Source organism: Lewinella sp. W8 (assembly GCF_004375085.3).
GTDB lineage: Bacteria > Bacteroidota > Bacteroidia > Chitinophagales > Saprospiraceae > Neolewinella.
This window is the reverse complement of record NZ_SNAQ03000024.1, coordinates 34,778-48,810: the sequence shown is the minus strand read 5'-3', so window position 1 is coordinate 48,810 and position 14,033 is coordinate 34,778. Positions and strand designations below refer to the sequence as shown.

12 protein-coding genes are annotated in these 14,033 nt (G+C 53.4%); 10 read left to right on the top strand and 2 right to left on the bottom strand.

The window, feature by feature from the left end; translation table 11 throughout:
* Positions 1–2: 2 nt before the first annotated feature.
* Together E1J53_RS21380 and E1J53_RS21375 are read left to right on the top strand one after the other, a co-directional pair.
* Complete coding sequence (locus tag E1J53_RS21380) at positions 3–2,843, top strand: pitrilysin family protein (RefSeq protein WP_134272217.1); 2,841 nt, start codon at positions 3–5, stop codon at positions 2,841–2,843.
* A 227-nt stretch (positions 2,844–3,070) separates the two neighbouring features.
* Positions 3,071–3,457, top strand: a complete 387-nt coding sequence (locus tag E1J53_RS21375; RefSeq protein WP_134272218.1) for a hypothetical protein — start codon at positions 3,071–3,073, stop codon at positions 3,455–3,457.
* A 142-nt stretch (positions 3,458–3,599) separates the two neighbouring features.
* On the opposite strand, the gene E1J53_RS21370 is transcribed toward E1J53_RS21375, so the two are convergent.
* Both E1J53_RS21370 and E1J53_RS21365 read right to left on the bottom strand, forming a co-directional pair.
* Complete coding sequence (locus E1J53_RS21370; RefSeq protein ID WP_134272219.1) at positions 3,600–4,112, bottom strand: AAA family ATPase; 513 nt, start codon at positions 4,110–4,112, stop codon at positions 3,600–3,602.
* A gap of 64 nt (positions 4,113–4,176) precedes the next feature.
* The gene (locus E1J53_RS21365; protein ID WP_134272220.1) at positions 4,177–5,133 is read right to left on the bottom strand and encodes an SPFH domain-containing protein; all 957 of its coding nucleotides are present in this window, start codon (positions 5,131–5,133) and stop codon (positions 4,177–4,179) included.
* 904 nt (positions 5,134–6,037) lie between these two features.
* Between E1J53_RS21365 and E1J53_RS21360 the strand changes: the two genes are divergently transcribed.
* From E1J53_RS21360 to E1J53_RS21325, 8 genes are all read left to right on the top strand, one after another.
* Positions 6,038–7,444, top strand: coding sequence for a hypothetical protein (locus tag E1J53_RS21360; protein WP_134272221.1), 1,407 nt, complete (start codon positions 6,038–6,040; stop codon positions 7,442–7,444).
* A gap of 154 nt (positions 7,445–7,598) precedes the next feature.
* Positions 7,599–9,776 carry a bifunctional alpha,alpha-trehalose-phosphate synthase (UDP-forming)/trehalose-phosphatase gene (locus E1J53_RS21355; RefSeq protein WP_134272222.1) on the top strand — a complete coding sequence of 726 codons (2,178 nt, stop codon included), beginning with the start codon at positions 7,599–7,601 and terminating at the stop codon, positions 9,774–9,776.
* 3 nt (positions 9,777–9,779) lie between these two features.
* Complete coding sequence (locus E1J53_RS21350; RefSeq protein ID WP_134272223.1) at positions 9,780–10,598, top strand: alpha/beta hydrolase; 819 nt, start codon at positions 9,780–9,782, stop codon at positions 10,596–10,598.
* Between the two features lie 281 nt (positions 10,599–10,879).
* The gene (locus E1J53_RS21345; protein WP_134272224.1) at positions 10,880–11,446 is read left to right on the top strand and encodes a hypothetical protein; all 567 of its coding nucleotides are present in this window, start codon (positions 10,880–10,882) and stop codon (positions 11,444–11,446) included.
* Between the two features lie 65 nt (positions 11,447–11,511).
* Positions 11,512–12,096, top strand: coding sequence for an SMI1/KNR4 family protein (locus E1J53_RS21340; RefSeq protein WP_134272225.1), 585 nt, complete (start codon positions 11,512–11,514; stop codon positions 12,094–12,096).
* A gap of 79 nt (positions 12,097–12,175) precedes the next feature.
* Complete coding sequence (locus E1J53_RS21335; protein ID WP_134272226.1) at positions 12,176–12,547, top strand: hypothetical protein; 372 nt, start codon at positions 12,176–12,178, stop codon at positions 12,545–12,547.
* 85 nt (positions 12,548–12,632) lie between these two features.
* Positions 12,633–13,091: a hypothetical protein gene (locus tag E1J53_RS21330; protein WP_134272227.1), complete on the top strand. Its 459-nt coding sequence runs from the start codon at positions 12,633–12,635 to the stop codon at positions 13,089–13,091.
* Between the two features lie 98 nt (positions 13,092–13,189).
* Positions 13,190–14,014: an AraC family transcriptional regulator gene (locus E1J53_RS21325; protein ID WP_134272228.1), complete on the top strand. Its 825-nt coding sequence runs from the start codon at positions 13,190–13,192 to the stop codon at positions 14,012–14,014.
* Positions 14,015–14,033 lie beyond the last annotated feature (19 nt).

Genomic DNA, 14,033 nt, shown 5'->3' with positions numbered 1-14,033 from the left:
ACATGAAGTCTTTTGCTACCTGGCTCTTTTGTCTGCTGCTTTGCACCTGCGCGCTGGCGCCCTCCTGTTCAACCGAAGACCGTACTTCCCCAGAGGTGGCATCGCAGGAGCTTTCCATCCCCTTCGAAAAATTCACCCTCGGCAACGGACTCGAGGTGGTCATGCACGTGGACGAGAGTGACCCCCTGGTGGCCGTCACCCTGACGGCCCACGTGGGATCGGCCCGGGAAAAGGAAGAACGAACCGGCTTCGCCCACCTCTTTGAACACCTGCTTTTTCTGGAGTCCGAGAACCTGGGGAAGGGCGGACTGGACGCCATGAGCGCCCGCATTGGTGGTTCCGGCGCCAACGGCAGTACGAACCGTGATCGAACCAACTACTTCCAGACGGTTCCCAAAAATGCGCTCGAGAAAATGATCTGGGCCGAAGCCGATAAACTCGGCTGGTTCATCAATACGGTAACGGAGCCCGTACTCGCCAAGGAAAAACAGGTCGTCAAAAACGAAAAGCGGCAGGGCGTGGATAACCGTCCCTACGGCCATAACAATTACGTGATCGACAAGCACCTGTATCCCAGCGACCATCCCTACAACTGGCAGGTGATTGGTTCCCTGGAGGACCTGGATAAAGCGACGCTGGCGGACGTCAAGGAGTTCTTCCGCCGCTGGTACGTCCCCAATAACGTGACGCTGTCCATCTCCGGCGACTTCGATCCGGACCAGGCCCGCGAATGGGTGGAAAAGTACTTCGCCGAAATTCCGGCGGGCGAGGAAGTGGAAGATATGGCACCCCGTCCCAGCAATCTCTCGGAAACGGTCCGGTTATACTATCCCGATAACTTCGCCCGCCTGCCGCAGTTGACCCTGGCGTGGCCCGGTGTGGAATTGTACCATCCCGACGCCTACGCCCTGGAGGTGCTGATGGACTACCTCACGGTGGGTAAGGGAGCCCCCATGAACCAGGTGCTGGTGGAGGACCTGGCCCTGGCCCCCAACGTATTTGGCGGCAGCTCAAATTCGGAGTTGGCCGGTGACGTGGCCCTGCAGGTGCAGGCCTTTCCGGGCAAGGACCTGGATTCCGTCCTCGTGGGCATCGAGACCGCCATGCGGCGCTTTGAAGCCGAGCCGATCAGCGAGCGGGACCTGCAACGAATTCTGAGCGGAAAGGAAACCGCCTTCTACAATCGCCTGTCGAGCGCACTAGGAAAAGGATTCAGCCTGGCGCAGTACAATATTTTTGCCGGGGATCCGGCCTTTGTTGAGCAGGACATCAAGAATATTCTCGGCGTCACTACGGAAGACGTGGTGCGGGTGTACGAAAAGTATTTGAAGGGAAAGCCCTACGTGGCGACCAGCTTTGTGCCCCGGGGGCAGGAAGAGCTGGCCCTGGAAAATTCTCAGTTAGCCGAAGTCGTGGAGGAATCCATTGAGCAGGGAGCGGAGGAAAGTTTTGACGCCAGTCTGGCGGCCGAATACGAACCGACGCCCTCCAGCTTTGACCGTTCCCAGGAACCACCCTACGGCGCCGAGATCAGCATTACCCCACCGGGGGTTTGGGAAGAAGAAGCCAGTAACGGACTGCGGATTTTCGGCATCGAAAACCGGGAAGTGCCCCTGGTGGATTTTGAAATCCAGCTGCGGGGCGGACAGCTACTGGAGCAACTGGACAAAACCGGCGTGGCCCGCCTGACGGCCCTGCTGATGGAGCGCGGAACGGCCAATAAAACCCCGGCGGAACTCGAGGCGGCCATTGAAATGCTGGGCGCTGACATCGATTTGTTTGCGGGCAAGGAATCCCTCACGATTCGGGGCAACACCCTGGCGAGAAACTACCCGGCGACCATGGCGCTGGTGACGGAGATGCTGCTGGAACCCCGCTGGGATAAGGAAGAGCTGGAACTTCTCCGCAGCGAAACCCTCTCCAGCCTGGAGCGGCAGCAGGCCTCCCCGAACGCCATTGCCGGACAGGAATTTGACAAATTGCTTTACGGAGAAGATAACATCCGGGCCTACAGTACGCTGGGCACTCCTGAATCGGTAGCGGCCATCACCGTAGAGGATCTGCGGGCTTACTACCGGCAGTACTTTTCCCCTTCGGTGGCGACCCTGCACGTAGTGGGAGCGCTGGACCAGGAAGCAGTCATGGAACCCCTGACGGAGCTCATCAACCGTTGGGAAGCCAAGCCGGTAGCCATCCCCGACTGGCCCCTGCCCGAGCCGCCGGCCCAGGCCAAAGTGTATTTTTACGACGTGCCGAACGCCAAGCAGTCGGTGTTGCGGATCGGACGGCCCGGCCCCACCTTCGTGGACAATGATTACTATCCCGCCCAGGTGATGAATTACATTCTGGGGGGCGGCGGCTTCGCCAGCCGCCTCATGCAGGAGCTGCGGGAATCCAAAGGGTACACCTACGGTATCCGCTCGGGCTTTTCCGGGACCCGGGATGCCGGAGAATTCAGCATCTCCAGTGGAGTGCGTTCCAACGTAACCCTGGAGTCTCTGACGGCCGTCCGGGAAATTCTGGAAGAATATCCGGAGACCTTCTCGGAGCAGGACCTGGAGACCACCCGCAGCTTCCTCCTCAAATCGAACGCCCGGGCCTTCGAGACGGCGGGGGCCAAACTGCGGATGCTACGCGACATGAGCCAGTACGGTCTTTCGGCCAATTACCTGAACGAGCGCGCAGACGTTGTCCGGGACATGAGTCAACAGCGGATCAGCCAGTTGGCCCAGCAATACGCCAACCCCAACGAGATGATCTGGCTGGTGGTGGGAGACGCCGCCACCCAGCTGGAACGCACGAAAGCGTTGGGTTTCGGGGAGCCCATTCTGCTGAATCCGTAAGGATAAACTGAGCGCTCCGGTATACGCGGGCATTCGCCGACCAATGCCGTCGTTTGGAATTATTGGCAGTCCTGATTCTCGACCCGGGAAACGGAAACGAAGGACTAATGCCCCAGTTCGGTACTTTTTCTTGCCGTTCAGAACATTTTCCCGCGAAAATAGTGACGCTTACCTAGTAGATAACATCTTTAGGGGAATCTAACTTTCGTTGATCAAACTGATATACCATGAAAATCCACTTGACCTCCAACCTTATCCTCTCCTTATTGCTGATGGGGGGCCTACTTAATTATACCGGGTGTAAGAAGGAGGAGGTGCCCAGCTGTGATACAACTGACCTCAATGATGTTCTGTCCGGGGAAACCTGGGAGGTGTCAGGTTCCGGGGAGATCATCACCTTTAATGCCGATGGAAACCTCATTGACGAGGACAACTTCTTTACCCCAGAGACTTCTGATACCGAAACCTGGAACGCGAGTGGAGAAAGCTTCTCCGTTTCCTACACTGAATCAGGCGGGGGCAGTGGGTCCTTTTCCACCATCGCGAATGAGATCACCTGTGATCGCGTGGAGCTTCAGGATTTTACCGGCGTGATCATTCTGATCAGGCAGTAGGCCAGGTATTTAGCCTTTTACCTTTTTAGGGGAGATTCCGCGCGGTCAACTCGTTTATTTGTCCGGCCGATTGTAAGCATCCGTATGCGTCATCGGACGGTGCGAAACAGCGTCCACATGCTCTGCCGGGGCTGATGGTAGGTTAATCCTCCATGGCCCGTACTGCCGCTAAGGCCTGCGCCACCCGCTGCGCTCCGGCAATGACCCGGTGGGAACCAATAATTTTTTGGTAGGCCTCGAATAAGTCCCACCTGGTTTCGGTATCCGGCGCCTCGCGCAGGGGGTCGGGTTCCCAGGGAAGGTCCGGGCTACAGAGAAGTACGAGGTCGTAGGATTGCCGTTGCCGGCTCCGGACGATGCGCGGATCACAACGGCCAAATTTGACCTTGGCCCAGATTTCGAGGACTTCCGGACCGGTATCGAAAAAAAGATAGTTGGGGCCCTCCGCTTCGGCGGCCGCCTGGGCCGCCATCTGTGCCCGCCAGATGTCCAGCAGGTCGGCTTCTGCGTACTGCCCGTTGCGCTGGTTAAGGTACTTCCGGGCGACTTCTTCCACGTAGCGTCCGTCGGTGGCCCAGGCGAGGGTACGCGCCAGGGTGGACTTACCGGAAGACTCCGGTCCGGTAATCAGGATGCGCCGGGGAGTTTGATACATGGGCCCAAAATAAAAATCGCCCGGAAAGGAGGCTTTCCGGGCGATAAAGACTTAACGCGATAGCTTATCGCTTAAGTTCAATTTTCTCCTTGGCCTTGGCCGATTTCTGCTTGGCGCTGGCCGCCTTCATTTCCTCACCCATTTGCTGGCTGGCGACAAAGCTGGCCGTCATGTTGGAGAGCATGTCCGCCCCGGCACTCGGAGCATTGGGCAGCATAATGAGGTTAGAGTTGGCGTTTTCACCCATGCTCTGCAGCGTATCGTAGTGCTGGGTGACCACGATGAGGGCAGAGGCCTCCTGGCTGTTGATGCCCACGGAGTTCAGGATGTCTACGGATTCCTCCAGACCCTTGGCGATTTCCCGCCGCTGATCGGCAATACCCTGACCCTGAAGGCGCTTCGATTCGGCTTCGGCCTTTGCCTTGGCCACGATGCGGATACGGTCGGCTTCGGCTTCGTATTCGGCGGCCAGTTTCTCCCGCTCGGCGGCATTGATCCGGTTCATGGCGCTCTTCACCGTGGCGTCGGGATCGATGTCGGTCACCAGGGCCTTGACGATGTTGTAACCGTAGCTGGCCATGGCGTCCTGCAGTTCGGCCTTAATGGCGTTGGCGATGTCGTCCTTCCGCTCAAAAACGTCGTCCAGCTTCATCTTGGGAACCTCGGCGCGCACCACGTCAAAGATGTAGGAATTGATTTGCTCGTAGGGGTTGTCGAGCTTGTAGAAGGCATCGTAGACGCTGTCGGGCCCCACGGCGAACTGAACGCCAACCTTGAGTTTTACGAAAACGTTGTCCTTCGTTTTGGTCTCCACGTTTACGTCGAGCTGCTGGACCTTCAGGCTGACCTTGCCAGCGACGCGGTCAATAAAGGGCACCTTGACGTGGAAGCCCGGTCCGCGAATGCTGCTGAAGCGTCCGAGTCGTTCCAGGACCGCCGCACTTTGCTGACGGACCGTAAAGAAGCTGCCCGTGAAAATCAATAGGCCAATGACAATGGCCGCGATCAAAAAGATATCCATAATTCGTTCAATATTTTCGGTAATATAACCCATTTGTGAGGAATGGGGATGATGATTTTGCCCACTTTGTCGACCAATCTGGACGGAAAGACGATGAAGGAGAAGTAGAGGAGGTAGGAGGCAGCAGGTAGTAGGTAGTAGGTAGTAGGTGGTAGGTAGCTGGTAGTGGGGAAAAGGCGATGGCTGAAGAGCAGTACCCGGAAGAGGTTTGCTCCGCAAGCCGGTCGCTAATGCGGAGGCTAAGGCTGAGGAGAAGGAAGAGGAAGCCGGTCCTTGGAACTGTCGAGCAAGGCGAGCTGATCCGAGGTCTCGGCGGGATCAACGGCAAGGGGTTACCGTCCTGGGAGGAAAGGTGGTCGGTCATTCGTCGGACGGAGGTGTCACCGATGGCGATGGCATCCGTCCGACGAAACATGTTGAAGGTTGAGGGCGACGGTCCCGAGTTCCCTAAGGCTCGTCGGGATCACCGATTCAAAGAGAATGCGACGTAGCGCAGGTGCAAAGAAATATACCGCGGGTGCTCCGCCGTAGCGTCAACCCGTCGATGTCGTACTTCTACATATTTACGTTCCTTCCGCTTAATCCGGAAAACTTCGAGGAAAGCAGGTAATGGATAGTTGGCCATCATCCTGGGAATGATGCCCACCCGAATGATTCCCGGTCCTCTGCTGCCTACGGAACGTACCCGGCACCCGCGGCAGCCACCACAAATGATCCGCTCCGTCAGAAAATTATTTGCCTGCGCAACAAAATAGCGGATAAAAGCGTACATTTGTGGCACACTCACGGGAGTGGACAAACCTGGTAATGCTGAAAAATGCATTACCAGGTTTCTTTTTAATTACTGGCCCGCTGGCTGATTTTCAGCTCGTCGATCCGGCCGCATTTCGGTAAACCCGACAGCATGTACGAATTAAACGAAACCTACAAGCAGCACCTTGACGCCATCGCGGAGGCGATTCAGGCCAGCCCCAGTCTGGCCCAGTTTCTGGAGGAGGAAGAGGATGAGTTTTACGAAGCCCTTAAGAACGAATTTGAGCCCCAGATTGAGGCGGCCCATCAGCAGCTGATCGACTTCAGTCCGCTCGAAATTGAGAGCTTTGAGCGTTACCTCCTGGACGAACGTTTTGAGGGGCTCTTCCTTCCCCGTATTCTTGGTTACTCCGTACTGCGGGGCGAGGTGGACGAGCATTTTTACTACGTACGCCAGAACGACCACTTCGGTACCATCCTCAAGGCCATTGCCGCCAACAGCAACTTTGACCAGTTGAGTAGCCGTATTGGTATGAGCGTTCAGTGCGGTTTTGCGTTGAGCAGCGATATTTACGTCACCGGACTGGTGGAAGGCGTAGCGAGCAAGCGGGTACGGCAATTTTTGCAATCCCAGCGGTCTTCGGATGCCCGTACCATGGAAGGCCGCCGTCGTCTACGTCGCCGCTACCTGCGGCAGTTCCGCGATAAGAACTACCACTACGCGCCCTTCCCCACGAACCTGGCCGAACTGACGTCCATTAACAATGCGGCACTGGAGTTTCTCCTCTACCGCGTGAGTGGAGAGCTGAACAATGATGCGATCGCGCCGACGGTGCACGCCGTGGTGACGAACCCCGACTTTGCCGGCAAACGGGAGCTCCTGCCCTTCATTGCCGTTTACGGAGCGTACTTTGAACTGACCGAGGAAGCCAAAGCTGAGGTGATCGAGGCCCTGAACCGGGAGCGGAAGGACGACGCCGACATGGCCGCCGGACGCATCCTGCGCCTTATCCTAGGCCTGAAGAACCGCGCTGACGTACCCTTCGGACCCCAGCAGGAATTGGCTCTGGGCACCATTGTGGACCGTTCCATCGAGGATGAGCTGACGGCCTACTTTAACCTCACGGATAAAATCCACAATGACGGCTACGTAAATCCTGAGGTGCAGGAGGCCGTACAGGAAGAGGTGATGCGTCACCCCGGACTGAGTGACTTCAACGAGAACCTCCGGCAGACGATTTACGGTTACTTCCAACAGCTGGCCAACGGGCTGGGAGAGAGTGACAAAGAATATGCGGAGTGGTACTCCATTACCGGGAAACAGTTCCCGGCCTACATGAAGATTTTCGTCAACGAAAGCTTTAATCAGCAGCTCCGGGCCCTGGCCGTGAAGTACACCAAGCGCCTGATCAAGGTGCACACCAACAAGCGGGGTAAGGATTACCGCGACATCAAGAAGACCACCGTGTCTACCTGGGTGGACTATGGGTTCATGACCGAACGTCAGTTGAAGGAATTCTTCAAGACGCCACGCAAGAAGAAGCCCGTGCAGGAATAATGCTGCAACGAACTTCAACAAAAACGACCGGTTCCCAAGATGGAGCCGGTCGTTTTTTGTTATCCCATGCATATTCGGCATATTGCTTCGCCTAACTTAAGCGCCGCCCGGTTTCCGGTTAAAGGTTTTCATCACTGCCATCACCCAACGATAAATGTCTCGACTCATCATCATTTCCAATCGCCTGCCCATTACCATCAATCGGGAGGCCGGAGAACTACACTATCACCCCAGCGCCGGTGGCCTGGCCACCGGCCTGAACTCCCTGGACGACAGCTACAACAAAATCTGGATTGGCTGGCCCGGGGTGGACGTTGAGGACGCATCGGAGCGGGAGGAAATCCGCACGGACCTGGCCAAACGGAGCCTGGCACCTGTCTTCCTCACCGAGCGGGAAATTGACCTGTATTATGAAGGCTTCAGTAATAAGTCCATCTGGCCCCACTTCCACTACTTCACGGAGTACACGAACTATAACGACGAGATGTGGGAGGCTTACCAGGAGGTGAATTACAAATTTTTCCAGGAAACGGAAAAGCATATCCGCGACGACGACATGGTCTGGGTGCACGACTATCAGCTCATGCTCCTGCCGGCACTGATTCGTGAAAAATTCCCCAAGGTCAGCATCGGATTTTTTCTGCACATTCCCTTTCCGAGTTACGAAGTGTTCCGTATCCTGCCCTGGAGGGAGGAAATCCTCAACGGAATCCTGGGGTCGGACCAGATCGGTTTTCACACCTTCGGGTACATGCGGCACTTTCTTTCGGCGGCCTACCGGATTGCCGGATACGAACAAAAGTACGGTCGCCTCTACATCGGTGAGCGGGAGGTCAACGTGGACGTGTTTCCAATGGGCATCAACTACGAGAAATATGCCTTTCCCGACGTCGACGCCCAGAGCGACCAGAGCAGCGGAGAGATTCGCCGACTGCACGCCAGCCGGAAAATCATCCTCAGTGTCGACCGTCTGGATTACACCAAAGGGATTCCAAACCGGGTGCGGGCCTTCCGACAGTTTATTCAGAAGCACCCAGAATACATCGGTAAGGTCAATCTCATCATGATCGTGGTCCCCAGCCGGGCGAACGTGGACCAGTACCAGAGCCTGAAACAAGAGGTGGACGTGCTGGTCAGTCAGATCAACTCTGAGTACGGCACCTTTGACTGGATGCCGGTCCATTACTACTACCGCTCGCTGAACTTTGCGGCCCTGACGACCCTCTATAAAGAGGCAGACATTGCCCTGATCACCCCCCTGCGCGACGGAATGAACCTGGTGGCCAAAGAATACATTGCCGCCAAGGAAGAAAGTAAGACGGGCGTTCTGATCCTGAGTGAAATGGCGGGTGCTGTGCATGAGCTGAACGACGGTGCCATTACGGTCAACCCTCAATCCAACAAAGACATCCAGGCCGCACTTTTGGAGGCGCTGGAAATGGAAGAAGACGAACAGCGCCGCCGCATGGAGATCATGCAGGAAAAGCTGAAAACATACGACGTAAAATATTGGGCTGCGACCTTCATCAAGGAGCAGCAAAACCTGAAAGACAGAAACTACATGGCTTCAACCACCCATTTGGTCGGTGACCCCCTCACCGCCGTGCAGGAAAGCTACCAACAAGCGGAAAAACGCTTACTCTTCATTGATTACGACGGTACCCTGATGGACTTTCACGTCGACCCTCAGGCCGTTAGCCCGGACGACGAGGTTATCTCCATCCTGGAGGGCTTAGCCGCTGACCCCCGTAATACCGTAGTTATCAACAGCGGCCGGGACAAGGCCACGCTGGAGAATTGGCTGGGTCACCTGAACGTGGAAATGGCGGCTGAGCACGGCGTATGGATGAAAGAGGGTGGGGAATGGCACCTGAACCCTAACGTGGTTGGAGGCTGGAAGCCGAAAGTCCGGGAACTCCTGGAAAACCTGGTGGCAAGGACGCCCGGTTCCTTTATTGAAGAAAAGGACTATTCCCTGGCCTGGCACTACCGTAACATTGACAAAGATTTCGGAACGAAGCGCGTCCGGGAATTCCGGGATATGCTCAGCTACCTGATCCAGAACCAGGACCTGCAGGTGCTGGAGGGCAACAAAGTCGTGGAGATCAAAAATTCCGGAGTAAACAAAGGCAAGGCGACTTCCCACTGGGTGGGCAAGAGAGAATGGTCGTTCGTGCTCGGCATCGGGGATGACGCCACCGACGAGGACATCTTCAACGCGCTACCGGACTGGGGCGTGTCGATCAAGGTGGGTGCGGGCCGCACCGCGGCCCGGTATAACCTGCCCGGGGTGGCCGAGGTGAGGAAGACGTTTAAGTCTTTTTTGGGTTAATCCATGCGGACAGTAATCGCCGTTATTAGTCTTGTCCTTTTGTCGCTTACGGCAGAGGGGCAGGTCATTAGTCAGGCCCCCTTTTCCATTGGGGAGACCCTTGTGGTCAGGTCGTCCGTCCTCCAGGAAGACCGTACCATCAACGTATACCTGCCGGCCAGTTACGCGGAAGATTCTATACGGAAGTATCCAGTAATTTACCTGTTGGATGGCTCGAGGGGAGAGGACTTCATTCACGTGAGTGGTATCGTGCAGTTTTGTTCCTTTTCCTGGATCAACATCATCGAGGAGTCCATTGTCGTCGGCATCGGAAACGTTGACCGACGTCGGGACTTTACGTATCCGTCCTCCGAGGAGATTGACCGAAAAGAATTCCCTTCTTCCGGTGCGTCAGCCGCCTTCATCACATTTATGGATCAGGAACTACAGCGCCTGATCAACGAAAAATACCGGACGACGGACAACCGGACCTTGATCGGGCAGTCACTGGGCGGATTGCTGGCGACCGAAATACTGTTCTCCCGACCCGATTTATTTGATCATTACATCATCGTTAGTCCCAGTCTCTGGTGGGATGGTGAGCGGCTACTGGAAAGGGAGTTGGAAAAGCCGCTGAAGGACAAATCCGTTTACGTGGCCGTCGGCCACGAGGGAGAGGTGATGGAGCGGCTGGCCCAGTCTCTGTTTCTCAAGTTGTCCCTCGAACGAGGGGAGGAGGCTCGCCTGTTCTTCCGGTACTTTGAGGAACAAAACCACGGAGACGCCCTGCATCTGGCGGTGTACGATGCGTTCGAGAAGTTGTTTGGTGGGGGAGGGGAGTGAGGTTTCTAAAGTCCAAAGTAAGAGGGGGCTTTGCAGCTTTATTTTAACTGCCCTTGGTATGCAATATTCCGTAGGTTAAGCATCAACTGCCCGACACGTAGCCCAGCTACGAATTGTTGGCTCAATGCATTAAAGTCCTATGCAAACTATACTACGGGTGTGGATGATTTTTGCGGTCATCGGGATATTTCTTTTGGTGAACCCGACGGCCATCGGTGCCCAGCTATTGATGGACCATGAACAATACCCAGGAGTTAAAACCATAGTTACTGTCCAGAAACGTGCTTTGGTACGACGATCATAATAACGTCCTCTTTGACGTTGAAACCTACAGCATCAACGATCCGGCAAGAATCGATACCAACCGGTGGGAGTATCAATATCGGGGTGATCGAATTCGATTTCAGTACCGCAAACTTTCGGACCATGATTCTACGGTCATCAAGTTGGTCAAAAATCAGGGTGACACCCTGCTGCAGTATCGGGAGGAGGCCCATTATTACCGCCTCTCTACCGGAGTAACTGATGTTTTTGAAACCGTGTATACGCTAGCTTACAGTGAGGGTCGGTTGATCAAGAAAGAGGAATTTGACGTGAACCAAAATGCAAGAAAAATTACCCAGTACAGCTATTATGACCACGGCAGAATCAAAAGGAAGCAAATTGATCGGATACCTGAATCAGCCGACGAGCCCGTGTACGTGGGTGGGCCGGGGAGCGATGATGAGTCCTATGAATACAAGTTGGACGATGCGGGAAGGGTAACGAAGTTCTATAAAATTATTGGGGGAAGGAAATTTTTGATTGCGACTTACCGATACCGAAAAAATGATTCTAGAAGAAATTGAACGGACTGTATTGTTGACATGCTTTCACACTGGAAGTCTTGTAGGAAAACCAAGGATGAAGTAGAATGGAGTGGGAAGAGTTACTGGTTGACCTTAGCAAAATGATACAATTTGGGATTCACAGAAATCTCCGTGTTTATGACGAATCAGAAGTTGAAAATAACTGGTTAGGGTTTCCACCAGCTCCAACGTGGGCAATTGAAAAACGAGAAAAGGATCTAGGTATAAGACTCCCACCATCGTACATTGATTTTCTGCGGGTTACGAATGGATTTAGGCAGATTTCTCATTTTGCTGGTCGGTTGCTACCGATAGAAAGAATTGATTATCTAAAGAATATCGATTCTGATCTTTTCGATCTATACCTGGAGGAGGTGGACCGTACCATTAGCCCTTCTGATCAAAAGGATTATTCTAATAATCAGCGTAGTGTTTTCTTCAATGTTGATCATTTATTGTCTTCAATCGCGATTTCAGAAAGGGTGGAAGGCTCGATAATCCTTTTGAACCCCCAAGTGAAATCTGGGGAAGAATGGGAGGCATGGATATTTGCTAATTGGTATCCAGGGGCTCATCGCTACAAATCCTTTAAAATGCTTGTTGAAGACCAGTATGATGCAACCAAAAAACTGATTAAGGAAGACCGATGAAGTTGACGGTATTTATCTTTTTGATCAGCTAAGATATTAGAGAATAAGATAAGTTTATGACCAATTAAACAGCAAGTAAATGATTCTTGACGACAACATCACCTTTAAAAATGAGGAGGAGGGGTTAAGTCAAATTCTCGAATACTGGGAGCGAAAGCGGATTGCCTATAATGTAATTGTGGGTGCTTATGGTCTATTTGTTCTCCTGCCAGTTGTTCTGAGATTCGGTATTAATTTATTAGATCTAGTCACCGTGTTCATCGTTGGCTTTACGGCAAACCTGTGTTATTCCCTTGGTGGTTACGTCCTGCTTGTCATGAAGAACAGAAACATAAAACTGGCTAAAGGATATATTTTTTGGTGTCGGCTCCTCATTTTCGTCGGAACCGCTTTCAGCCTATTGGTCATTTTTATGATTGATCTTCTGATCGAAGGGGGAGGACTCTTGTAGTAATGTCCTCTTAATCATTTCCGTCAATTCATCGCACCCAAAATACCATGATGTGAAAAAATTAATAGTCCTGCAATGCTTTCTAATGCTACTGCTATTCTTGCCGGAATGCACGCTGCACGCCCAAAGCGTGCAGCAGGAAAAAATGGAACAACTGAGCTTCCTCGTTGGAGAATGGGTAGGCACATCGAAGATTTTTGACAATGGAGTAGTGTCCAGGGCGGGCGCAGCCTACGAGAAGATTGCCTACGATCTGGACAAAAATATTCTCGTGATTGAGTTGAACACGGAATTCTTACAGCTCCATACCATCGTCACCTACGACGAAAAGGACCAGCGATTCAATTATCACCGTTTTTCCAAAGATGGAGCTGCAATATATCCCGCAGAATTCAGGGACGGCCAGCTCGTGGTCTGGAGAGATGACAAAACCAGGTTTTTCTTCGGCAGCACGCCCGGAGGAGGCTTTCGGGAGTATGGAGAACGCCTGGTTGACGGGGAGTGGGTGAAAACGTTTGAAGATACCTTCGTCAATACGCAGTAATTCAGGTCAGTAGCGAAGGCTAAGTTCTACCATTAAATTGCTGAAAACCACCATATTGCCTACCTTCAAGTGACCGGTATTATGATGAACCGAAGGTAATGATGGAAAACCAGTATCAGGCTTACCAACCCCCTCCTGGAGCGGGCGCGGGTCTCATCAAGTGCATCTGGCGAGTGCGCGAGTATGCCCCGTTGAAGGAAAAAGAAACCATTCTTCCCAAGGGGAACGTCGAAATCATTTTTAATTACTCCACCCGGGTACGTTACCTCAATCCATCCTTTAATCAGGATCTTGAATTACCAACGGTGTTCATCAACGGAATCAATACTAAACCACTTCATCTGATTAAGCATGGCGGGCACGAATTCATCGGGATTCAATTGAGTAGCATTGGTCTCAGGAGCCTGCTGAACGTACCCGTGCGTGATTTCAATGATTGTGTGGTCTCCGCTACGGAGGTATATCCGGAACTTTTGGAGTTGGCTGAAAAGCTTTACGTCGCCTCTTCCTTTAGCGATCAGGTAGCCTTTATTCTTGATTGGTTTCAGCGTAGCCTTTCTTGTGGAGTAGAGAATTATGCTTTATCCCGGGCACAATGCCTGATGAAGTTGGCGCGGAATCCGCAGTTGGCGAATACCGTGAGGGCACAGTGTGCGAGGGTAGGATTATCGAGGCGGCAGTTGAGCAGATTTTCTAATGAATGGTTTGGAATGAGTACCGAATCCTTTTTCGGATACCAAAAATATTTGGAGGCACTCGACCGATTGCACCAATCCGGTAAGTCGCTCACGGAGATTGGTCTGGAGTCGGGCTATTACGATCAATCTCACTTCATCCGTCAGTTCAAGTTTTACACGGGACTTACCCCCAAACAGTACCGGAATGCCTCCAAACAGCGGCAGGCGGGGCATATTTTTCCTTGAGAATGTCCGATTCGTACAA

Bases quoted from the DNA above. Each gene is read 5' to 3' on its own strand.
- E1J53_RS21380 (WP_134272217.1), top strand. From the start codon at position 3: ATGAAGTCTTTTGCTACCTGGCTCTTTTGTCTGCTGCTTTGCACCTGC.
- E1J53_RS21375 (WP_134272218.1), top strand. From the start codon at position 3,071: ATGAAAATCCACTTGACCTCCAACCTTATCCTCTCCTTATTGCTGATG.
- E1J53_RS21370 (WP_134272219.1), bottom strand. From the start codon at position 4,112: ATGTATCAAACTCCCCGGCGCATCCTGATTACCGGACCGGAGTCTTCC.
- E1J53_RS21365 (WP_134272220.1), bottom strand. From the start codon at position 5,133: ATGGATATCTTTTTGATCGCGGCCATTGTCATTGGCCTATTGATTTTC.
- E1J53_RS21360 (WP_134272221.1), top strand. From the start codon at position 6,038: ATGTACGAATTAAACGAAACCTACAAGCAGCACCTTGACGCCATCGCG.
- E1J53_RS21355 (WP_134272222.1), top strand. From the start codon at position 7,599: ATGTCTCGACTCATCATCATTTCCAATCGCCTGCCCATTACCATCAAT.
- E1J53_RS21350 (WP_134272223.1), top strand. From the start codon at position 9,780: ATGCGGACAGTAATCGCCGTTATTAGTCTTGTCCTTTTGTCGCTTACG.
- E1J53_RS21340 (WP_134272225.1), top strand. From the start codon at position 11,512: ATGGAGTGGGAAGAGTTACTGGTTGACCTTAGCAAAATGATACAATTT.
- E1J53_RS21335 (WP_134272226.1), top strand. From the start codon at position 12,176: ATGATTCTTGACGACAACATCACCTTTAAAAATGAGGAGGAGGGGTTA.
- E1J53_RS21330 (WP_134272227.1), top strand. From the start codon at position 12,633: ATGCTACTGCTATTCTTGCCGGAATGCACGCTGCACGCCCAAAGCGTG.
- E1J53_RS21325 (WP_134272228.1), top strand. From the start codon at position 13,190: ATGATGGAAAACCAGTATCAGGCTTACCAACCCCCTCCTGGAGCGGGC.